This window comes from Marivita sp. NO-S04 (genome assembly GCF_059070475.1).
In genome coordinates, this window is sequence record NZ_CM180980.1 from 2,412,926 (window position 1) to 2,435,182 (window position 22,257).

Sequence of the window (22,257 nt, forward strand, 5' to 3'; positions counted from 1 at the left end):
AAGTCAATATCATTTCAATTGCAACGAGTTTGGACCATTCCATGACGCCTGACGATTTTCACCTGTCTTCGTTCCTGCCCTACCGGCTGGCGGTCTTGTCGGAACGGGTCAGCCGACGGCTTTCAGTGGAATATGGGCGAACCCATGGACTGGCTGTCGCAGAATGGCGGGTGATGGTGCATCTTTTGCGCTGTGGCGCGGTGTCGGTGCGCGACATCCACAATTGCGTCAATCTGGAAAAGCCGCGGGTCAGCCGCGCAGTGTCACGGCTCGAAGCAGAGGGGCTGGTTCAAAAGACCCAAGGCGAAGGGGACGGTCGTCTTGTGGCAATCTCGTTAACCGATGCCGGGCGCAGGGCTTTGGCCGACATTATCCCAGCTGCCACGCAGATCGAAGGGCACCTGACTGGTGCGGTCAGCGCCGAAGACCTCGCCACGTTTTTCCGCGTGATGGAGCGTATGCACGCCGTTCTGGACGACGACCCAGAGGCCAAACCCAGAACGGTGATGGATCTTGATCGTGACGCCAAAATAATGCCGTCGCCGGTTTAACGCGCGTTTCGACGCCCCTTTGGTGCCCGATCCGCGCGTTTGCCCAGCTTTCCGCGCAAACCCAGCAGCATTGCGGACACGATAGCCGCCACGCCGCCCAACAAAGGCAGCGTAGAGGCAACCATAACCACATCGTGATGCGCGGCAGCCGGGGTGGCGACAAGCGCCAGAAAAACCGCCCAAGCCTTCATGTCACGTCCCGCGCGGCGGGATGGTGTTTGAGGAAGTCGCGTAGATCGTTAACCTGTTTTGCCCGTAGAGACACATAGACAAACCCCATATTCGTCCGCTCTGTTACCATGTCACCGGGATATGGCAGATAGGACAGTTCCTGCGATCCGAACGAGGGGGACGCCGTGCCGACTTGCCATTCAGTGGTCAGTTGGACATCCACCAGCTTCATCGAGGGCCCGCCATCTGGTGCCGCGATTTCCAACGGCACACCGGCCAGCCGCAGATACGACATCTTGTCCTTCGCGCTGACAAAGCCGTCGATGAATTGCGTGGTCAGCACCTGCAATTCCTCGGCCCGGTCGGCATCGGGCATGTGGCTGTGCAGGTGGTCGCCGTGGCTGTGGTTGTGGCCGATATGGCCGTTCACGATATCATGTGGCATTGGACCACCGCTTTCCTTCGAATTCGCCATGCGGGATCGTCACGGGCTTGTCGATATGGCGCTTGTGCTTGCCCATATTGCCTGATGCGACAAGGCTGCCCAGCACATCCACGATCACGCGGGTGCCCATCAGGGCAGTGATCTCTGATTGGTCGTAGGGCGGTGCCACCTCGACCAGTTCCATGCCGCAGATGCCCTCGGCCGCGACTTTGGAGGCCAGTGCCAGCGCCTCGCGCGGCAGGAAGCCACCCGGTTCGGGCCAGCCGGTGCCGGGCACGAACCCGCAATCGATGCTGTCGATGTCGAAGGACATGTAGACCATGTCCACCCCATCCCACGCCATTTCCAGCGCCATCTCGGCGGTGCGGTCGATGCCCATTTTCTCCATGTCGCCCATGGTGATGATGTTGGTCTCGCGCTCGCGCGCCACCTTTACCGCCTCGCGGGGAACCTGCCAGCCACCGATGCCGACCTGAACAAGGTTCTTGGCGGGCACGTTGGGCAGGTTCGTCGAATGGAACCACGGCGTTGTGTGCATCCGCTCATCGAGGTCTTTCTCCTGAATGTCGGCGTGGCGGTCAAAATGCACGATGCCGATCTTCTTGGAGGTGCACTCCGCAATGCCACGCACACAGGGAAAGCCAATGGAATGGTCGCCGCCGATCATGATGGGCAGGCTGCCAGACGAAGCCACATGGCTGACCGCGCGGCTGATCTGATCAAAGGTCTTTTCGATATTGGCCGGTATCGTGAACACGTCCCCCGCATCGCAGAGCGTCATCTGCTCGCGCAGATCAACGGCCATTTCATAATTGTAAGGCGTGTAAAGCGCGCTGATCTTGCGCACACCCTGCGGACCGAACCGGGTGCCCGCGCGATAGGTGGTGCCACCGTCAAAGGGAATACCCAGAACTGTGGCGTCGTAATCGCCCACCTCGGTCACATCCTCAGCGTATGGCGCCTTGAGAAAGGTGTTGATCCCCGCGTAATGCGGCAGTTCCCCGCGTGCAAAGGTGGGGATGGATTTGTCCTCGATGCTGTCGGCACCCGTCAGCCCCATGCGCAGCGCCCATTTGCGCTCCTGTTCCCAACCGCTGCCGGGGATGCCCGCCTCGTCATGCATCGCCTTCCAGCCGCGCAGCTTGGTCAGGTCTGGGTGGTGGTGGCGCGCCTCGGTGCGGCGGTGATCCGCCGGATGGTGCGACCGGGACCGGTCAGTGCGGCTCTGGAACATGGATGTTCTCCTTCAGGGTCTGAAACGGGATGCCGCCATCGCGGGCATCGAAATCGTAGGTGATGGTCGCGCCGTAGCGGGACGGATCGTGTGGATCCCAGCGCGGCTTGTCGAAAACCAGAACGCGGTCGCCCAGCTTGAACGCTTCTTCGAGGTCGTGGGTCACCATGAACACGGTCATGCCTGTTTCGGCGCGCAGGTCTTGCAGGAAGTCATGCATCGACACACGCGTGCCGGGGTCGAGCGCACCGAACGGTTCATCGAGCAGCAGGACACGGGGTTTCGCCGCAAGCGCCTGCGCAATGGCAAGACGCTGCTGCATGCCGCCCGACAGGGTGGCCGGGTAATTGTCAGCGACATGATCCAGACCGATCCGCGCCAGTGTCTGATCCGCACGGTCACGCGCCGCCTTGGCCGCATCGCCAAAGAACCGGCCCCAGCCGCTGCGAAAACTCTCGCCCGCCACGATATTGTCGCGCACGGTCATGTGCGGGAACACCGAATAGCGCTGGAACACGATGCTTCGGTCCAACCCCGGTTCGAGGGCAGGCTCTGCCCCGTCGATGCGGATCTCGCCACGGGTGGGCCGTTCCTGTGCCAACAGCAACCGCAGGAAGGTGGATTTGCCACAACCCGACGCACCAACGATCGAGATGAATTCCCCCTCGGTTACGTCAACGTTCACCCGTTCGATGATCGGGCGGTTGCCATAGGTCTGGAACAGGTCGCGAACGGTGACAAAGCTCACAAGCCCTCCTCCGCCCAGGGGTAAAAGCGGCGTGAGGCCCAGCGCAGCAGCCAGTCCATCGCAAAGGCGAGTATGGTGATCCAGATCACGTAGGTCAGGATCACATCCATCGCGAGGTAGCGGCGCACCAGAAAGATCCGGTAGCCCAGCCCGAGATCCGCCGCTATGGCCTCGGCGGCGATCAGGAACAGCCATGCCGGACCCAGCGACAGGCGCACAGCCTGAATGAGCCGCGGCATCACCTGCGGCAGCGCCACCCGGATCGCGATGACCCAGCTTGAGGCGCCCAATGTCTGCGCTTTGACCAGCAATTCCTGCGGGATCTCGTAGGTGCGCTGGCTCAGGTCACGGATGATGAACGGCAGGGTGCCCACCACGATCAGCACGACCTTGGATAGTTCGCCCAGCCCGAACACGATGAACAGGATCGGCAAAAGGGCCAGCGGCGGGATCATCGAAAGCACCGCCACGAATTGCGACAACAAACTTCGCACCAGCGGGAAAAGGCCAATCAGCAGTCCGAACACCAACCCGACGCTGGCCGAGATCGCGATGCCCAGCCACAGCCGTTGCAGGCTGGCCCATGTGTCATGCCAGAAAAGGATGCGGCCCGTGCGCCTGTCGCCTTCGGTGAGCAGCCGCATCATCGTGTCGCCCACCGTGCCCGGCGCAGGCAGCAACTTGTCGGACGGGTTTGCCGTCAGGCGGATGTCGGAGCCCACGGCATAAGCGACCAGCACCGCTGCAAAGGGCAGCAGGACAAGAAACAGCGCGAGCGCAGGGCCGGGTTTTATGTTGATCAGACGCATCGGAGAGATGCCGCCACGCGCAGGCGTGACGGCTTATCCTTAGAGGCTGCCGTCGGCAGCCATTTGCATGTAGGTCGTGTCAAAGCGGAAGCGCACATTGTTGGCGTCCCCCGTGACCGTCCCGTCCGGATAAGCGACGCCGACGAAATCCGCCGACGGTGCACCTTCTCCAAGGATTCCCTTGTCAAAGAGGAACTCTGCGACGTTGACCATCGTCTGCGGCAGCTCTGCGCTTTCGGTGAAGGCGACGGCGGCGGCGGGATTGTAGAACATCTCGGTGGAGTCCAGCTGCGCCTTGTAGCCTGCCAGATCAGTTCCCGATGCGTCCGCCATAGCGGTCAGGACAGCCTCGTCACCTGCAGCCATAAGGCCCATGACTTCGTACCATGCGCCGACAAGCGCCTTGCCGAAATCCGGGTTGGCCTCCAGCGTTTCTGTATTCACCACCATGAGGTCGATGATCTCGCCGGGAATGTCCGAACTGTCGAAGACCGCGTTGGCCCCCGGAGTTTCCAGAATGGACGACACCAGCGGGTTCCATGTGACCACCGCTTCGACATCGCTGGTGGCGAAGGCCGCGATCATGTCGGCATCCGAGGTGTTGATGACCCCGGCCAGATCGGCTTCGGACAGGCCCACGCTGTCCAGCCCCCGCGCCAGCAGGTAATGCGACACGGACAATTCCACGAGGTTCACCGGCTTGCCCGCAAGCGTGGTCAGATCGCCCTCGCCCTTGAGGATCACCGCATCATTGCCGTTGGAATAGTCGCCGACGATCAACGCGGTCGTATCGACACCCCCGCCCGACGGAATGGAAAGCGTGTCCATGTTGGTGGCGGACACGCCATCGAATTGACCGGCGGTGTATTGGTTGATCGACTCGATATAGTCGTTGATCTGCACGATCTCGACATCGATGCCGTATTTGTCGGCCCATTTGTCCATGATGCCGCTGTCTTCAAGATAGCCCCAAGGCATCCAGCCGACATAGATCGACCACGCGACGCGGAAATCGGTTTTCTCTTGCGCGACAGCACCGGTCGCAAGGCAAAGAGCAAGGGCAGTTGTGGTTACAAGCTTGTTCATTTTCGGTCCCCATCAGGTTTTCACAATGGATTGACCGCGTGGAGGGCATCGTCGGAGCGCGGGTCAAACCAGCGCAGTAGCCTCCCGGGATTTTGCCCCGCCGTGTACTGTTCGGGATTGACCGAACAGCGATATCTCTCGGACCAGACCGTGCGTGAAACGCGGAACCCTAGACATCCTGCAACTTCACCGAACCCCATGACGATTGGATCGGACAAGAACTGAAACAGATGCGCCACCGGAATGCAGCCCTCTGCCCATTGATTGAGCGCGCTGTTCAGTCCGTGATCATAAACACCGCAGACAAGGAAGATAATGGCGCATACGGGAAGATGGCCGCCGGTGTTGCCTTGCAGGTGTGAAGGGGGTCGGCTTCATGCTGACTTACAGCAAGCCGGCTTTTCTTGCATGGGCGACGGCGTCATCCGCGGTCGCGACATCGAATTTGCGGCACAGCGTTTTGACGACAAAATTCACGGTCACGCTTTTGAGGTCCATTTCCGCCGCTATTTCTGCCGCCGGCTTCCCGGTGGCAAGGTGTTTGAGCACCAGTGCTTCGCGAGAAGTCAAAACCTGACCTCCGGAGGCTGGTGGCACGGAGGCAGTGTCGCTGGGTCGGTCGTCCAGCAAGTTGACGGTTTGACCGGCTGCCATGGCGCGAATGGCCTCAAGATAACTTTTCGGCGGCAGCTTTTTGGGAAGGAAACCAACCGCTCCGGCTTGCAGCGCGTCATGCACGATATGTTGCGGCAGGTTGCCCGACATCAAAGCGACAGGCGCGCCTTTGCCTTGCTCGAGGGTCCGGCGGATGCCGTCCACCCCGTTCATGCCGGGCATATTGTAATCAAGAAGGATCAGATCGAACGCCGCGTTGTCCTCAACGATTGCCAGCGCAGCTTCGAGACAGTCGGCAAGCGACACCGCAACCCCATCGCGGGACAGCATCGCATCGAAAAGCTCGCGCAACATCTCTTGATCGTCTGCAATTAGAACCCGCATGCCTTACTCTTGCTGGCCGATGGAGGACATTAGAGCCAATTCACATTGCAGTACAAGCGAATGGCGATCGATCGGTTTGGGCAAGACATCGTCAAACAAGGCACCGGACCGTCCGGCTTCTCCCGCCAAGGCGGTAACAAGGACAATCGGCAATCCCGGCGCGATATCTTTCGCGGTTTCTGCCAGTTGCGCGCCGGTCATGGACGGCATGTCGAAATCCGTCACCAGCAAATCCCAAGTGCCCGGCTCTTCGCGCAACGCATCAAGAATATCGAACGGATCGGTTGTGGCGGCAACCTCGGCGCCCGCAGCTTCGAGATAGGCGGTGATGACATCCAGCACTTCTGGCTGATCGTCGACGACAAGGATCATCTGCCCATCAAGTCGACCAGTCGCATCTTTTGCCGAGACGGACGAGGTCTTGGCCGTGACCACTGCGTCCACTGGCCAATACACGTCGAACCTCGTGCCCTCGCCCGGCTTGGTGGTGAGCCGCATCGCACCGCCATTGTCCTCGATCACCGATGACACCACGGCCAGACCCAGCCCAGTACCCATGTCGCCTTTGGTGCTGAAATAGGGGGTGAGTATCCGCTCGGCGACATCGGGCGGCATGCCGGGGCCGTCATCTTCGACCATGAGGCACGCATAGCGTCGCGCCGGATCGATCCGGCCAACGGTCATCGGGACCGGGTTCGAACCGTGTTCTACAGGGGCAAGCCGGATGGCAATCGTGCCCGGAGCCCCGCCCAAAGCATCACGCGCATTGATCGCGAGATTGAGCAGCAGTTGCAGAACGTCCGTAGGATCGGCCAAGGCGTCGACAGGATCGGGCGGCACAGTCAAAGACAGACGCGCGGGCGCACGCAGGCTTGATCGCACCAGCTCCGCCGCTTCCTGAACCGGACGCCGAAGATCAAGATTGACGCGCTCGGATTGACGCGCGCCCAGCGTCAGCAGCCGCTTGACCAATCCCGCCGCCTGATCGGACGCCGCAAGAATCCGGGATGCACCGATTGCCGTCGGGCTGTCATCGTCGGTCGCTTCAATGATGAGCGACGCCCCTCCCGATATGATGGCAAGCAGGTTATTGAAATCATGCGCCAGTCCGGCCGCCATCTGGCCGATCATCTCGCGGCGTTGCGCCAGTTGCAATTCATTCAGAAGACGTTCCCGTTCGGCCCGTTCGAACCGCCGCGCAGAGATATCCCGCGTGATGCAAAGCAACCCGCCATCTTCGTTCACCGTCAATGACACGTCCTGATCGACGGGGCTTCCGTCTTTGGCCAAACCAAGGATTTCACCGGACCAGCCGCCATCCCGCTCAATGGCCGGCATGGCGTTGGCTTGTAACCATTCAACCTCGTCGGGACGATAGAGTTTGGACCAATGCTGCCCCACAAAATCGGCTTCGGTCGCGTAACCGAACATCTCGAAATGCGCGCGGTTGGTGTATGTGAAGATGCCATCGGCATCGGTGATGGCGATCCCGTCCAGACTGGCTTCCATGGCGGCGGCCCGATCCGCAAGGGCGCGCTGCTCGGACAGTTTGAGTTCGGTGATATCGACGCGCAGTTCCACACGGCCGCCGTCCGGCATGGCTTTTTCGAACACTCGCAGCCATGTTCCATCCGGCAGCAATTGTTCGAACTCGCGGTTCGGTTCGCTGTGCTGGGCCAAACGATCAGCAAGCCACTCCTCCTCGTGCCCGATGGCATCGGGGAATTGGCCGACCTCAAGACCGTATCGCATGATGCTTTCGAAACTTGCCCCGGCCACGATCGCAGGAGCGGAAAGCGCATAGATCTGGCGAAACCGGCTGTTGCAGATCACAAGCCGATCATCGGCGTCGTACAGCACAAACGCATCGCGCAAGGCTTCGACCGCCTTCTCAAGATTGGCGCGCGCCGCAGCAGCTTCTGCCGCGGCCCGACGCAGCGACTCGGCCTGTTCACGCCGGTGGGTGATATCGACCTCGACCGCCAGATATCGTTCAACCGCACCGCTTTCGTCATGCATTGGTTGAATGTCGAGCGACAGCCAGTATTCCCGACCGCTGCGTGATTTGTTCAGCAGTTCAACCTGAACCGGTTTGCCGTTGTTCAGGGCAGCGCGTATCTTTGCAACTGTCGCTTGGTCGGTGTTCTCGGATTGCAAGAACGTACCGGGGTTGCGACCCACGACATCTTGCAGCTTGTAACCCGTTGTTCGTTCAAACGCTGTGTTAACCCATTCAATCCGTCGGTTGGCATCAGTGACAACGACAAGGTTGGTCGTGCGACGCGCTATTTCCGACAAACGCTCGATTTGTGCAGCCTTCTGGCGATCTTCCGAGATGTCCCGCAAGGCCAGCAGGTAGCCCTGCTCTCCGATGGCCGACGCGGTCATTTGCCACCAACCCAACATGGGCAAGCCAGCTTTGATTTCGAATGTTTGGCTGACCATCCGAGCGCCCGCATCCAACTCTTCAAGTTTGGACCGTAGGCTGCGCGCCAATTCTGGCTCAAGTCGCTCTTCCAACGTGCGGTTGACGAAGGCGGCGAACATCTCGTCAGGGATCAGGATCGCACCTGAATGCCACGACACAAACCGTCCCTCGCGATCAAGCTCGACGATCAGGTCCGGCATCGCCGAAAGGACCGCTTCAAGTCGCGTGCGCTGCGACACCGTTTTAGCATGGGCCCTGACCAGCTTTTCCTCGGCATCCCGCCGGGCCAGAACCGACACGATCACTTTCGCGATGGATCGGATCAGGTATACCTCGCCCGGCAGGAAGGTGCGCAATGCACGGACCGCATCAAACCCGACAAAGCCGCGAAATATGCCGTGCTCGACCATCGGCACCGCAAGCAACGACCGGATGCCCTGCTCGGTCAACAATTCCTTTTCCGGCGCATCGTCGGGCATGGCCACAACATCCGGGATCAGAATATCGTCGCCAGCATCGAAGGCAGCACGCCTGTGGTCGATCATATCGGCCGGGATGTTCTGCAGAATATCCCGTGCCGGTTCGATCCCCGATGCGCACCATTCATGGGTGTTGTCGATGAAATCGCCCTCGGGCCTGAGGCAAAACACATACACTCTGTCGGTATCGGTCAGCGCGCCCATGCGCGCCAGCGCCTTGTCGATCGCGCTGTCGATCGCGTGCAAAGGTGACCCAAGCAAATCGTCAAGGATGCCGACCACCTGCCCCTGCATCTCTGTCAGGCGGGAAAAGGCATTATGTACCACTTCGAGTGGCGCATCGAGCACCGCCTCGGAATGTTCGAGCGGTTTGCCTTCGATCAGCGCCAGCAGCAATTCGTTGCGCCGTGCCGCGCGCAGTGCCAGCAGCGCTTGCGCGGCCAGTTTTGCCACCTGTTCCAGCGTTCTGAAATCGCCGGAAGAGTACCGGTTCGCAAGCTTGCACCCAAGAACAATTGCACCGGGCTTTTCGTCCCGAAGCTCAAGCGGCACGATCATCGTGGAGGCTGGCTCTTCCACACCGCCGGGCCAGCTAAAGCCGTCAATCAACGACGGCAACTTGGCGATCCGCCGCGGTCTGTCAATCAATGCAGCAGGCAAAGGCAAGGCATGCCCTTGATTGGTCCGGTCGGCACATACAGAAACGACCGTTTGGTCGCCTTCGGCCTGCACAAAAAAGCAGTCCCGTCCGCCGATGTCGCGTTTCAACACATCAAGCAGCGCCTGCATCGCCTCGTCCGCACCGGACTTACCCGTCAGCGCCTTGAGCGCTTCGGACAGGATCAGGCGTTCCTTGAGCGCCGCAGTCTCGCGCAGGCGCACCGCCTCTGTGTCGGCAAGGGCAGACCGCACCGCCTCGGCTTAGGCCATGAGGCGGTTGTTCATTTCCTGGATTTCTTGGTTCTTGGCCTCCAAGAGCTTTTCAGCGTCAAGCCGCGCCTGCTTTTCGCTCTCGTAGAGGTTTTTCGAAATCATGTGGTCTTGGGTTTCGCCACTCATGCCTCGGGTCCGTGTGTCACCGCATTAATTTTTTTCTCAACCACCCCACAAAACTCGAACACAAAGAGCAAGAATCTTCGATTCCGACTTGCACTATGAACATTCCCCGGCCATCGACATCGCGACCGCTCGGGGTTGTCATTGATTATCACACGTCATCGGCACTGAACACTGTACAGGAAATCATCAGATTGCCGTGTTTCGCGACGTCCCCAGCCGGTGCCCCCTGCTCACCGAACGTGAAAACGCCCAACCAAGGAATGTCACCCAGCTCGGCCTTGATCCCGGCCGAGACTTCTTCCATGCGGTCGCGGACCGCCAGCATGCAGCCGCCGCAATAGACCACAAGCGCCCCGGAAATCTGGTTTCCAGCATTCTGTCTGGATTGTGCCGCGACACGGCCCGCCCGTGCGACCAGACTGTCGGCAGACCCTTGCATCTGCCACAGGCGGTCACCTTCGAACACCGAGGCAAACAGATCAATCGCACCATCTGTATGGGCCACAGCGGGATGCGCCAGCAGGTGAAACGGAACCCCGGCAACCTTCCGGGTCACCCGACCAAGCGGCCAAAGCGTTGCCTCAGCCAAGATCGAATGCGGTTCTTCATCAGCCAGAGACACAGCGCCACCGCTCCAGTCGTGCAAAACCTCGGACGCAGGCCGATGGTCGATCTCGAACACGCGGCGCCCCTCAACGCGGGTGACAACACCGTTGGCCCCTGTCGGCGCATAGCCACTTTGATAGACCGACGCGACGGGAACAGACGGGAACAGAACCGTTATGACCAAGCCATTCGAGTGCAGCGCATCGGGGCCGAACTGCGCCCACTTTCCGCTCACGTCATTGTCTGCGGAACTGCCGCCAACGATCAGCGTGTCCGCACCGACAACAGATCGCAAGCCAGCGATCACCTGTTCTTCGCAGCCAGGCGCCACAGTGATCCAGACCATTTCCGGAATTTCTCCGGGACGACCGGCATGCTCCAACGCGGCAAGCCCTGCCCTTTGTGCTGCCGCTTCGGCGTTGTCGCCCAGATCGACCGAGCTGGTCCCAAAGCTGCCCTTGGCGTCCCAAATGGCAAAGGCCCCCAAACCGGACCCACCGATATCGACCCCGGCAGCCCCCATGATGCCCAGACATGACGATCCACCATGCAGCGCCGTGACACCAAATGCGGATCGCGCCGCATCGTGAAGCTCTGCCGCATCAAGACCTACACCAAAATGCAGGGCTACGAAATCAGGGGTTCCAAAACCGCAGCTTTCAATCTGTGCGGCAATCTCAGCGACCCCTCCGGACACGGTCCCGGCTGTCGACTGAGCAGAAAAAAAGTGCATTATCTCGTCCATTTGAGAGCATTTTTCGAAAGTGTGAATTCTAGCCAAATCCGGCAAAAGCACCATTGCACAAAAGCATAAGCCCAAAGTTCTAAATGCAGCGTCGAAATTATATAGAGAGCGTTAATAGGCCGCAAGCGTGGACGCAGGTGCGAAAGGGCATGCCCCTGTCCGAAAGGGGGTAACTCCGGGCAGCAGCACCATCCGAACGCGGCCTTGTTCCCGTCAGCCCTTTGTGTCCTCGACAGCGCGCGGTCCGTAACTCTGAAACGCAACAAGAACCTCGGCAATCTCGGCATCTGACAGGATATGCGGCGCGCCACCGATGCTGCTGAACAGGTAGGTCCGTGCAAGGGTTTCCAACTCCTCCAACCGCCACCGCGCCTTGTCGATGCTCTCGCCCAGAACCGTGGCACCGTGGTTTGCCATGAGACACCCATGCCGATCCGCCATGATCGTGGCCATGTTGGCACAGAGATCGGGGCTTCCGAACAGGGCGTAGTCGGCCAACGGCACGCTGTTTCCGCCAAAAGCAGCAATCATGTAGTGGCAGGCCGGGATGGCGCGGCGTTGCACGGCAAGAACACTGCAATAGGGCGGATGTGCATGCAGCACGACCGGCATATCCGGACGCGTTTGATGCAGGGCTTGGTGAAACGGCCATTCCGAAGACGGCTTCAACCCGGTCCCTGCGGGATGACCCTCTATGGGGATCGTCACCATCAGATCAGGTGTCAGGTCTTCGTATGGCACACCAGACGGCGTGATCAGGATACCAGCCTGGGTTCGGGCCGAGATATTGCCCGACGTGCCCTGATTGATATGCCGTTCGTTCATCCACAGGCACGCGTCGATCAACGCCTGTCGTGTTTCGGTGCTGTCCGGCAAGGGCGCGGCAGGCGTCATGAGGTCATCTCCAAAAGTTCTTCCGCAACCCGCGTGCTGGTCGCCAGATGGGTTACAAAACCACCCTTCATCGCGGCGCGCGCCGGAAGCGCCCGGCCGGGACCAGCAGCCACCAGCAAGGCCATGTCCTTGCCGCGCATCTGGTCAAGCGACACACCGATCATTCGCTCTTCCACCGCCGATACGACAGGTCTGCCCTGCCCGTCGATCAGTCGGCCACAGATCACGCCGACAGCCCCTTTGGCCCGATATTCCGCAATCTCTTCGGGTGAAAGAATACCGCTGCGCACGACATGAGCGTCAGCATCGCAGGTGCCACAGGCCAGCACCGTCTTGTTGCAGGTCGCCAGCGCATCAAGCTGGTCGCGCACCACCGGCTCATCACACAACGCGTCGCGCAGCGCCTTGTTCGACAAGACCAACGGCGCGTGGAAGTTGATGCATTCGCCACCCAAACGCTGCGCAAGGATCGCCGTACAGGCCTCGGCGGCAAAACCCAACGCGGCGGGCCGCGACCCCAAAAGCTGGATCACAGACAAGTCCGCCATTGGCGTGTTCGGCACTTGCTGTGCCATCTGGTAGACCGTAGCCCCCCAAGACACGCCCAGCCGGTCGCCAGGTTCCAAAAGGCGCGGCAACCAATCGGCCGCCGCCCGTGTGACGCGTGCGATGCTCGCAGCCGCGCCCACCGGGTCTACCGGGTCGTCCGGTACAACCATCGCTTCGGTCAGCCCGTAGGCGGCGCACAGTTCCTCGGCCAGCCGGTGCCCCTTGAACACATCGCTGTCCATATGCACCCGCACCCAGCCCCGGTTGCGCGCCTCGTTGAGGTAATTGACCACTGACGCGCGGCTGATCCGCATGCGTTCGGCGATGTCGTTCTGGTTCAGACCGTCGTGATAGTAAAGCCACGCCGCCTCGATATAGGGCGCGTCGTCCCGTGCCGGCATCCGTGCTGCATCCGCCGACGCAATGCGCATTTTGCCAAGCGGGGTTGCCGGCATCAGGGTGCCCTACTCTGCCGCGCGGGCGAATTCGGGGAAAAGCCCCGCAAGCCCATCGGCCGACGCATCGCAGACCCCACGTTCAGTAATCAGCCCGGTGACCAGACGGTTCGGCGTCACATCAAACGCGGGGTTGCCGCCGGGTGTGCCTTCGGGTGTGACCTGAACCGTACCGATCCCGCCACCGTCCAGAACACCCTGAACATGGGTCACCTCGTATGCATTGCGCTCTTCGATGGGAATTTCGGCGACACCATCCGTCACCGTCCAGTCAATCGTTGGTGACGGCAGCGCCACGTAGAACGGCACGTTGTTGTCCTTTGCCGCGAGCGCCTTGAGATAGGTGCCGATCTTGTTGCACACATCACCTTGCCGCGTTGTCCGGTCAGTGCCGGTGATGACCATGTCCACCATCCCGTGCTGCATCAGATGCCCGCCCGCATTGTCGGTGATATAGGTGTGCGGCACGCCGTGTTTGCCCAATTCCCACGAGGTCAGCGCGCCCTGATTACGGGGGCGGGTTTCATCGACCCAGACATGCAGGGCAATGCCCGCATCATGCGCCTGATACATCGGGCTGGTCGCCGTACCCCAGTCCACCGTCGCCAACCATCCCGCATTGCAATGGGTGAGCAGGCGCACCGGCTCACCAGCCGGTTTCTTGGCAGCGATTTCACGGATGATGGCCAGACCATTTTCCCCGATCCGGCGGTTGATCTCGACGTCCTCATCCGCAATCTCATGCGCCAGCGCCAAGGCTGCCGCAGCACGGTCGCCTTCCGCCAAAGGGCGCAGCGCCGCACGGCAGCGGTCCAACGCCCAACGCAGGTTGATCGCCGTGGGTCGGGTCTTTTCCAGAAACGTCCAAGCCGCATCCATGTTGGCATCGGACGCATCCTCTGCCATCGCGAGTGCCATTCCATAAGCCGCCGTGGCCCCGATCAATGGCGCGCCGCGAACGCGCATCTCGTAGATCGCATCGGCATAGTCCTGCATTGTCACCACCGGGATCACCCGGAACTCATGCGGCAACCAGCGTTGGTCGATGATCTCGAGAACGGACTTCTCGTGGTTCCACCACAGCGAGCGGTAATGTGTTCCGTCGATCTTCATAGGACGTCCTTTCCGTTGAAGTCCCGCGCGATGGCGCAGACCGCGCTGGCATTGGCCAGCCTGTCGGCCTCGTGGATCAGTTCCGCACCCATCAGCAGGTTGCGCGCTTCTAAAGGTGCCCGCACCGCCGGGTCGGCGATGTCTTCGAAATCGGCATTATGGGCCAGCGACAGGCAGCGGCGGTGCATTTCGATCCCGCAGACCGCCCATGCGTCGCGCCAGATGCCCGCGAGAACCGCATCGCAGGCGGGGGTGCTGTCGTGACCCTGATCCTCAAACAGGCTGGCGGGGTACAAGATGCCCGTCCGCTCAGTTGCCCAGAGGTGGCGGAACTCGGTCTCGAAGGTCGTGCAGACCTCTTCGATCACGCCCAGAATCCACTCTTGATAGTCGGCCAGATCCTCACCCCGGTGGGCGGGCTGACTGAAATAGGCCATCAGGAAATTCGCGCAGAGCATGCCAATATCGAACCCAATCGGCCCGTATTGGGCGAATTCCGGGTCGATCACCCGGCTTTCGCTGCCCGTCGACATGATCGACCCCGAATGCAGATCGCCATGCACCATGGTTTCGGTGTTGGACACAAACCGCTGCAACGCCTGCTGCACCTTCACCTTGAGCGCAACATCAGACCGGAGGCGTTTGACGACCGGGTCCAGACCCTCGGTGTGGTGGTTCATTTCGGCGCTGAAATAGGGATCGGTAAAGACCAGCGCTTCCGTGATCGCGGGGATGTCCACATTGCCCGCAAACAGCGCCACATCCGCTTTCTTGTCACCGCTTTTCATCGACAATTCAGACCCGCGAAATGCGGTGCGGGCGCAGAACTTGCCAAGGAAGTCCGCCAGCCCGTCGACCTGTTCACCCGCAATCAACTTGCGGCGCAGGATCAGGTGGGGTGACAGAAACTCCATCACGACCAGTGCCTGCGCCTCGTCGAAATAGAAAATTTCAGGCACCGAACCGGGATCACGTGCCGCCTGCCGGGTCAGCGCGTGGTATTCATAGAACGCACGGTAAAGCGGCAGCGGCCAGCTGTCCCCGACCAGTCGGACATAGGGCAGCGCTTGTTTCACGACGGCCTTGCCGAGCGGCCCGGTCACGATGAAGACGAGGTTCAGGTTGCCGTCTCCGACCTCTTGCACCTGCCAAGTCGCGTGGTCCGCACCCACCTTTGACGCCAACGCGGCGACGTCTTTTAGACGGTCCGGCAATGTCTCCACGCTCAGCGCTTCATACGTCGTGCTTGCGCTCATGGGTGGCCTCCCCGTTTCCTCCAATGCACATTCTCTCTGTGCGTAGCCTTCAATTTACACTTATGTCAAATCATTTGACAAATGTATTCTTCCGCGCCTACCGTCACCTCACCAAGGGGAGGAACCGAGTGTCCGTGGATGCGCTCAAAGTGAACGATTTGCAAAAATCGTTCGGAAAAAACTATGTATTGCGCGGGATTGATGTGACCTTGGAACCGGGGTCAGTGACCGTACTCATGGGGGCCAACGGTGCGGGCAAATCCACGCTGGTCAAGGTGATGTGCGGCCATCACCGCGCCGATGGCGGTAGCATGTCCCTTGCTGGTCAGCCCTTCGATCCTGCCGATGCAGCCGACGCAATCCGTCAGGGTGTGGTCACTGTTCATCAATCCATCGACGACGGCGTGATTCCCGATCTCGACGTGGCCAACAACCTGATGCTGGACCGTCTGGTCGAACGCAGCCACGGGCTTTTCGTGCGCGAACGTCACTTGCGCGCCGAGGCCGCCAAGGTCGCCGCCGAGATGGGAATCGACGTGAACCTGCGCGCCCGCGTATCGGACCTGTCGGTTGCGGATCGCCAGATGATCGCCATCGCCCGCGCCATGGCCCGCGCGCCGAAGGTGCTGATCCTCGATGAGCCAACATCCTCGCTCTCGGCCACCGAGGCGGACCGATTGTTCGCGCTGATCGACCGGCTGCGCGCGCAGGGGGTTGCGATCCTTTACATCTCGCACCGCATGTCCGACATTCGCCGAATTGCAGACCGGATCATCGTCATGCGTGATGGCGCAATCTCGGGCACGTTCGACACAGAACCCTTGGACTACGAAGCCGCCGTGACGGCCATGCTGGGGCACCGCATGACCGAGGTAGATGTGACCGTGCAAAGCGGCTCGGCGCCGGTTCTGGAGCTTGCGGATCTGCGGCTCACGCAAGGGGCCGCGCCCATCAACCTGCAGGCACGCGATGGCGAGGTGGTAGCACTGGTCGGCCTTCTGGGCAGCGGCAAAAGCCGGTTGGCGGAGATCCTCTTCGGCATGGCCCGCCCTGCCAGCGGCAGCGTTCGCATCAACGGCGCGGACTACGCGCCAAGCTCGGTCGAAGATGCGGTAGCACAGGGCGTGTTCATGTCGCCAAAGGATCGGGGCACCAACGCCGTGATCCCAGCCTTCGATATCGCTGACAACATGACCCTGCCCTTTCTCAAAGGTCTGAGCGTCGGATCGTTCCTCAGGGCAAGCCGCCAGAAAACCCGTGCGCAAGAGATGGTCAGCCAGCTTGGCATCGTCTGCCAATCGGTCACTGACGGGATCGGCACTCTGTCGGGCGGCAACCAGCAGAAGGTGATGATTGCCCGTTGGCTGCTGGAACCGGCAAAGGTGCTTCTTCTGGATGAACCGTTCCAAGGCGTCGACATCGGCGCGCGGCGCGACATCGGGCGGCACATCCGCGCCACGGCCAAAGGGAGGGCGACGCTCGTGTTTCTGGCCGAGATCGACGAGGCGCTCGAGATCGCGGATCGGATTGTCGTGATGAACGAAGGCGCCATCGTTGGCGAACACAAGAACCAGAATGTCGACCTCGGAGCACTCGTCGCGGATATCTCGGGGGCTCAATCGACCGATACGGGCACACATCCATGAACGACCGACTTCTCGACTTTGCCATTCGCTATGGCTTTCTGATCCTGCTTTTCGGGCTGATCGTCTATTTCAGCCTCGCAGCGCCCGGTTTCTTTGGCCCGCTATCGGCGGCTTTTGTCCTGCAATCCGTGGCGATCACCGGCATTCTGGCTTTGGGCGTGACCTGCACGCTTGTGGTGGGCGGGTTTGATCTGTCCATCGGCGCGGTAGCGACATCGGCGCTGATGTTATCGGCCTATTCGATGGTGATCCTTGAACACCCGACCATCGTGGCGGTGTTCCTGTGTCTGGCGATGGGCGCGTTGGTCGGGCTGATCAACGGGCTGTTGATCGTGAAATTCCGCGTGCCCGACCTGCTTGCCACTTTGGGCATGATGTTCCTGCTGATCGGCCTGCAGCGCATCCCGACGCAGGGCAATTCCATCGCCACGGGCATGACCCTCACCGATGGCACCGTGGCCGAAGGCACGTTTTCCGCCGCCTTCCTTTGGTTGGGCCGTCACCGGTTCGACGTGGTGATCGAACGTCTGTTGCCCATGCCCGTGGTGATCTTCATCGGCATTGCCGTTCTGATCTGGCTGTTCTTGGGCTTCACCCGCCACGGACGGCTGATGTATGCTATCGGGTCGAACGAACGCGCAGCCGCGCTAGTTGGCACACCGGTGAACCGCTACAAGATCGCCGCCTACATGATCTCGGGCGTGACCGCGTCCATCGGGGGTATTCTGCTGGCCGCCCGTCTGGGACGCGGAGATATCGCCAGTGGCAACAACCTGTTGCTGGACTCGGTCGCAGCGGCGCTGATCGGCTTTGCAGTTCTGGGCGCCGCCCGCCCCAACGCGTTTGGGACAGCCATCGGCGCGTTGTTCGTCGGCATCCTATTGCAAGGCATGACCATGATGAACGCGCCTTACTACACACAAGACTTCGTCAAGGGCGCGGTTCTGGTCGCAGCCCTTGTATTTACGTTCTACCTGTCGTCGCGTCGCAGCGGCGCAGGACACTGACAATCAGCGATAGGGAGGATATCATCATGCTGAGACGTCACTTCATGGCCCTTGCGAGCGCAGCCAGCCTCGCGCTTGGTGCGGGTGCCGCCACGGCGCAAAGCGCCCCCGCCCCACTGGACAACCCCGGCGATGTGACCATTGCGTTGGTGCGCTACCTGTCGACGGGTGACTTTTTCCAAGCCTACCTGTCGGGGGTTGAGTCCCAAGCCGCCGCGCTGGGGGTCAACCTGCGGGTGCTCGACAGCCGTCAGGACGCAGCACTTCAGGCCGACATGGTGGATCAGGCCATCGCCTTAGGCGTGGACGGGATCATCATCCAGCACGGTCTGACGGAATCCATGCGTGAGGCAGCACAGCGTGCTGTGGATGCCGGGATCAAAGTTGTCGCGTTCGACGTGAATGTCGAAAACGACGCCATTCCGCAAATCGAACAGTCCGACTACCTGCTGGGCAAATTGGCGCTGGAACAGGCGATTGCCGACAACGGTGACAGCTTTGCCGCCGGTTACGTCTACGTTCCCGGCATCGCCCCACTGGATCGCCGCCATGTCGCTTGGGAAGAGGTGAAAGCCGCCAATTCCGGTATCACCGAGGCCGCGCGTATCGGCACGCTTGATAACCCGATCGCAAACGCCAACGCCAACCAGGCGCGTGCAGCTTTGCAAGCAAACCCGAACATCTCGGTCTTCTTCGCGCCCTATAACGAGTTCGCCAAAGGCGTGAAGATCGCCGCAGACGAATTGGGCATCGGGGGCGATTTGAGCATCTATTCCGCCGACATCTCGACCGCCGACATCGCGCTGATGCGCGAGGCAGGCAGCGGCTGGAAAGCAACCGTGGCGACCAACCCGGCGGTTGTGGGTGAAGTCTCTGTGCGTGCATTGGCGCTCATGCTGACAGGTGAAAATCCGGGGGCGTCCGTGATTGTGCCGCCGACATTGATCACGCAGTCATTCCTGACCGACAACGACATTCGCAACATGGAAGACCTCGGCTCCAAGATGCCGCAATTCCAGCATGCGGATGTGGTGATGGCCGATTGGATGCCGCTGCCGCCGCGCTAAGACAACGAGGCCCGACCCCTGCCAGCCTGGGGTCGGGCTTTGCTTTTTTCGACCGGAGCACCTGCCATGTTGATCGGATTGGACCCGCGCCTGACACCCGACCTTCTTTATACGCTGGCTCGGATGGGGCATGGCGACGAAATCGCGGTGGTTGATCGCAATTACCCCTCGGCCACGTCCGCAGCGGGTTGTGCGGTGAAGGACGTGATCCACTATCCGGGCCACGACGCGGCAACAGTGGCCGACCTGATCACACAAGTGATGCCGCTTGACAGTTTCCACAGCTATTGCGCGCTTCGAATGGAGATCGACAACGCACCCGACACGGTATCCGACGTGCATCAGGCCGTGTGGGATGTGCTGACACCGCGTCTGCCGGACGGTGGTGTTCTGTCCAGCATGGGACGGCAGGAGTTCTACCGTCATGCCGCAACATGTTTTGCTGTGGTTCAATGCAGCGAAGACCGCCCATTCGGCTGTTTCATCCTGCGCAAGGGCGTTGTTTTCTGAGAGTTTCAGACCACGTCCCCGAGTGAAAAAGGGCCGCCCCATCAGGCGGCCCTTTTGTATGTCAATCCGCGCCACGCACCGGGATGCTGGCATTCGGATCAGGATGCAGGAAGCGCTGGATCAGCCAAGCCCCCGCTGTCACCCCGATACCGATAAGGTCGGTGATCAGACCACCCTCGATCATCAGCAGCGCCGCCGCGATCAGGCCGAGCCGGATGAACCATGCCGAGCGTTGGCCAAGGAACCACCCTTGCACACCGCCAGACAAAAGGAACACACCAAAGGTGGCCGTGATGCCCGCGCGGATCACTTCGAACCACGTGCCCTCCATCAACAGCGCGCTGTTATAGAAGAACATGAACGGGACGATGAATGCCGCGATACCGATCTTGAAGGACGCGACCGAGGTCTGCATCGGGTTTGCCCCGGAAATACCCGCCGCCGCATAGCTGGCCAACGCCACCGGAGGTGTGATGGCCGACAAAACCGCGAAGTAGAACACAAAGAAATGCGCGGTCAGTGTCGGGATACCCAATTGCACAAGGCCCGGAGCCACGACGGACGCCGCCACCGCATAAGCCGCAGTTGTCGGCATCCCCATTCCCAACAGGATTGCGATACACATGGCAAAGAACAGCGCCAGAAGCTGACTTACGCCAGCGAGGTCCAACAGAACCGCCGAGAAGCGTGCGCCGACGCCTGTGAGGCTGATCACACCGACGATAATCCCCGCGCAGGCACACACCGCGATGATCTGGATCGACATGATGCCCGCCAGTTCGAACGCTTTGACAATACCACGCCAAGTCATCGGGAACGGGGTCAACCAGCTGACCACAGCGGCGGCCATCGTCGCCAAAGTTCCGGCACGGATTACTGAATACCCCATGAACAATGCGGCGATCAGAATGATGATCGGGATGAACAAATAGACCTGCCGCACCATTTTGGCGAGCTTCGGCAACTCGTCATCGCGCATGCCGCGCATCCCCAATTTGGCCGCCTCGAAATCCACCATGAAGTAGACCGATACGAAATACAGGATCGCCGGGATGATCGCCGCGATGGCGATGTCCTGATAGGGGATGCCGGTGATCTCGGCCATGATAAAGGCCCCTGCCCCCATGATCGGCGGCATGATCTGCCCACCGGTCGAGGCGGCGGCTTCAACAGCACCAGCAGTCGTCGGACGGTAGCCCACCTTCTTCATCAGCGGGATGGTCAGTGATCCAGTGGCCACCACATTGCCCGCAGAAGTGCCGTTGATCATACCCATCAGGCCCGACGCGAAAATCGCGACCTTGGCAGGACCGCCACGCGCCCGACCGGCCGCTGCGAAAGCGAAGTTCACGAAGTAGTCGCCCACCTTGGAGGCCTGAAGGAAGGCCGCGAAGATGATGAACAGGATGATGTAGGTCGAGGAGACCGCTGTCGTTGGGCCGAGAATACCCGCATCCGAATAGACATGGCCAAAGAAGCGCTGCCAGCTATAGGCGCTTTGCACGGCCAGAATGCCCGGCAACAGGTGTGCCACGAAGGTATAGAGCAGGAAAACACCCGTAATGATCACAAGTGCCAGACCAGCCACCCGCCGTGTCAGTTCGAGGATCATCGCAGATCCGGCAGTGGCGGCAAAAGCCACGCCAATCGGCACAAACGGTGTGCCCACGGCGTTGCGGGCAGCGGTGCCGTAAATTGCGATCAGATAGGCCGCAACAGCGAAACCGCAGACACCCAGAAGGATGTCAGACACCCGGAACTCGTCGCGCGGCGCGGTTTCGAACCAACCCAGCACAATGCCACCGCCTGTTGCGATCAGCAAAGGAACCCCGAAATACCAAACCTCTTGCGCGTAGATCGGTGTTCCCGCGAAGGCAGGCCATGTGGTCAACCCGCCCATTTCTGGGAGGGTGCCCGATGCAATGGTCTGCGCAAACCAAAGGCTTGTTCCCACCGCAAGCAGCGCCGGGATAAAAAGGACATAGGCCAACTTTCCCCAGAGGCCGCTTCGGTCATCCTTGTCGCCATCATCGGAAAACATCATTGCGTTGTAGACCACAAAGCCCAGCGCCAAGGCGCCTGCTATGTGGAAGATGCGGAAATTCCATGTCTCCATCGGGAATTGCGGCAAGAGCGGCACGGTGATCCCGGTATAGGCCGAAATGGAAACACCATTGAGCGCCGCCATGTGGAACAGTGCATAAAGCGCCGCGGCCCCTGCCACGACCTGCATGCGCCAACCCGTAAACAGACGTCGGTTGGCTTCGACCGGCTCTTCGTCGACGCCTTCTGCGATCACAGCCTTGTCGGCCTGTGTGGACTCCTGAACCATTGCCACCTCCCTGGCAAAGCCGCCTTGGCTGTCGCGTCGGCGCTTCATGTCTTGAGAAAAAGGGGCAC

General features: G+C 60.6%; 20 protein-coding genes and 1 riboswitch. Of the genes, 5 read left to right on the forward strand and 15 right to left on the reverse strand.

What is annotated here, in order from left to right:
* The first annotated feature begins 41 nt into the window (after positions 1-41).
* Entirely contained in the window at positions 42-551 is a 510-nt protein-coding gene (locus ACK3EW_RS12455) for a MarR family winged helix-turn-helix transcriptional regulator (protein ID WP_493806472.1), read from the forward strand.
* On the opposite strand, the gene ACK3EW_RS12460 is transcribed toward ACK3EW_RS12455, so the two are convergent.
* From ACK3EW_RS12460 to mtnK, 14 genes are all read right to left on the reverse strand, one after another.
* Positions 548-742, reverse strand: coding sequence for a hypothetical protein (locus ACK3EW_RS12460; RefSeq protein WP_439119421.1), 195 nt, complete (start codon positions 740-742; stop codon positions 548-550). The two genes, ACK3EW_RS12455 and ACK3EW_RS12460, sit on opposite strands and share 4 nt — an antisense overlap.
* The gene (locus ACK3EW_RS12465) at positions 739-1,167 is read right to left on the reverse strand and encodes a hypothetical protein (RefSeq protein ID WP_439119420.1); all 429 of its coding nucleotides are present in this window, start codon (positions 1,165-1,167) and stop codon (positions 739-741) included. Before ACK3EW_RS12465 ends, ACK3EW_RS12460 begins: the two co-directional genes overlap by 4 nt.
* Positions 1,157-2,401 carry an agmatinase family protein gene (locus tag ACK3EW_RS12470; protein ID WP_493806473.1) on the reverse strand — a complete coding sequence of 415 codons (1,245 nt, stop codon included), beginning with the start codon at positions 2,399-2,401 and terminating at the stop codon, positions 1,157-1,159. The genes ACK3EW_RS12465 and ACK3EW_RS12470 overlap by 11 nt, the downstream gene beginning before the upstream one ends.
* Positions 2,382-3,149, reverse strand: coding sequence for an ATP-binding cassette domain-containing protein (locus ACK3EW_RS12475; RefSeq protein WP_493806474.1), 768 nt, complete (start codon positions 3,147-3,149; stop codon positions 2,382-2,384). The genes ACK3EW_RS12470 and ACK3EW_RS12475 overlap by 20 nt, the downstream gene beginning before the upstream one ends.
* Complete coding sequence (locus ACK3EW_RS12480) at positions 3,146-3,958, reverse strand: ABC transporter permease (RefSeq protein ID WP_439119417.1); 813 nt, start codon at positions 3,956-3,958, stop codon at positions 3,146-3,148. The genes ACK3EW_RS12475 and ACK3EW_RS12480 overlap by 4 nt, the downstream gene beginning before the upstream one ends.
* Before the next feature lie 39 nt (positions 3,959-3,997).
* Entirely contained in the window at positions 3,998-5,044 is a 1,047-nt protein-coding gene (locus ACK3EW_RS12485) for a putative urea ABC transporter substrate-binding protein (RefSeq protein WP_493806475.1), read from the reverse strand.
* A gap of 79 nt (positions 5,045-5,123) precedes the next feature.
* Positions 5,124-5,228, reverse strand: a riboswitch (guanidine-I (ykkC/yxkD leader).
* A gap of 200 nt (positions 5,229-5,428) precedes the next feature.
* The gene (locus ACK3EW_RS12490; RefSeq protein WP_493806476.1) at positions 5,429-6,043 is read right to left on the reverse strand and encodes a response regulator; all 615 of its coding nucleotides are present in this window, start codon (positions 6,041-6,043) and stop codon (positions 5,429-5,431) included.
* Positions 6,044-6,046: 3 nt separating this feature from the next.
* A complete protein-coding gene (locus ACK3EW_RS12495) occupies positions 6,047-9,862 on the reverse strand; it encodes a hybrid sensor histidine kinase/response regulator (protein ID WP_493806477.1) in 3,816 nt (1,271 codons plus the stop codon).
* Positions 9,863-9,871: 9 nt separating this feature from the next.
* A complete protein-coding gene (locus ACK3EW_RS12500) occupies positions 9,872-10,009 on the reverse strand; it encodes a hypothetical protein (RefSeq protein ID WP_493806478.1) in 138 nt (45 codons plus the stop codon).
* A gap of 148 nt (positions 10,010-10,157) precedes the next feature.
* Positions 10,158-11,348 (reverse strand): FIST signal transduction protein, encoded by a 1,191-nt coding sequence (locus ACK3EW_RS12505; RefSeq protein WP_493806479.1) that lies wholly within the window; start codon positions 11,346-11,348, stop codon positions 10,158-10,160.
* Between the two features lie 225 nt (positions 11,349-11,573).
* On the reverse strand, positions 11,574-12,254 hold the full coding sequence (locus ACK3EW_RS12510; protein ID WP_493806480.1) for a class II aldolase/adducin family protein: 681 nt from the start codon (positions 12,252-12,254) through the stop codon (positions 11,574-11,576).
* Positions 12,251-13,258: a sugar-binding transcriptional regulator gene (locus ACK3EW_RS12515; RefSeq protein ID WP_493806481.1), complete on the reverse strand. Its 1,008-nt coding sequence runs from the start codon at positions 13,256-13,258 to the stop codon at positions 12,251-12,253. Before ACK3EW_RS12515 ends, ACK3EW_RS12510 begins: the two co-directional genes overlap by 4 nt.
* A 9-nt stretch (positions 13,259-13,267) precedes the next feature.
* Positions 13,268-14,371: an S-methyl-5-thioribose-1-phosphate isomerase gene (mtnA, locus tag ACK3EW_RS12520; RefSeq protein WP_493806482.1), complete on the reverse strand. Its 1,104-nt coding sequence runs from the start codon at positions 14,369-14,371 to the stop codon at positions 13,268-13,270.
* Positions 14,368-15,627, reverse strand: coding sequence for an S-methyl-5-thioribose kinase (gene mtnK / locus ACK3EW_RS12525; protein ID WP_493806483.1), 1,260 nt, complete (start codon positions 15,625-15,627; stop codon positions 14,368-14,370). Before mtnK ends, mtnA begins: the two co-directional genes overlap by 4 nt.
* A 128-nt stretch (positions 15,628-15,755) precedes the next feature.
* Here mtnK and ACK3EW_RS12530 point away from each other — a divergent pair, with 128 nt between their 5' ends.
* The 4 genes from ACK3EW_RS12530 (at position 15,756) to ACK3EW_RS12545 (ending at position 19,857) form a co-directional block, all read left to right on the forward strand.
* Positions 15,756-17,273 (forward strand): sugar ABC transporter ATP-binding protein, encoded by a 1,518-nt coding sequence (locus ACK3EW_RS12530; RefSeq protein WP_493806484.1) that lies wholly within the window; start codon positions 15,756-15,758, stop codon positions 17,271-17,273.
* Positions 17,270-18,280 carry an ABC transporter permease gene (locus tag ACK3EW_RS12535; RefSeq protein WP_439119407.1) on the forward strand — a complete coding sequence of 337 codons (1,011 nt, stop codon included), beginning with the start codon at positions 17,270-17,272 and terminating at the stop codon, positions 18,278-18,280. Before ACK3EW_RS12530 ends, ACK3EW_RS12535 begins: the two co-directional genes overlap by 4 nt.
* Positions 18,281-18,306: 26 nt before the next feature.
* The gene (locus tag ACK3EW_RS12540; protein ID WP_493806485.1) at positions 18,307-19,347 is read left to right on the forward strand and encodes a substrate-binding domain-containing protein; all 1,041 of its coding nucleotides are present in this window, start codon (positions 18,307-18,309) and stop codon (positions 19,345-19,347) included.
* Between the two features lie 66 nt (positions 19,348-19,413).
* Complete coding sequence (locus tag ACK3EW_RS12545) at positions 19,414-19,857, forward strand: RbsD/FucU family protein (RefSeq protein WP_493806486.1); 444 nt, start codon at positions 19,414-19,416, stop codon at positions 19,855-19,857.
* Between the two features lie 61 nt (positions 19,858-19,918).
* Here ACK3EW_RS12545 and ACK3EW_RS12550 read toward each other — a convergent pair whose 3' ends face one another.
* A complete protein-coding gene (locus ACK3EW_RS12550) occupies positions 19,919-22,189 on the reverse strand; it encodes a TRAP transporter permease (RefSeq protein ID WP_493806487.1) in 2,271 nt (756 codons plus the stop codon).
* Positions 22,190-22,257: the final 68 nt, after the last annotated feature.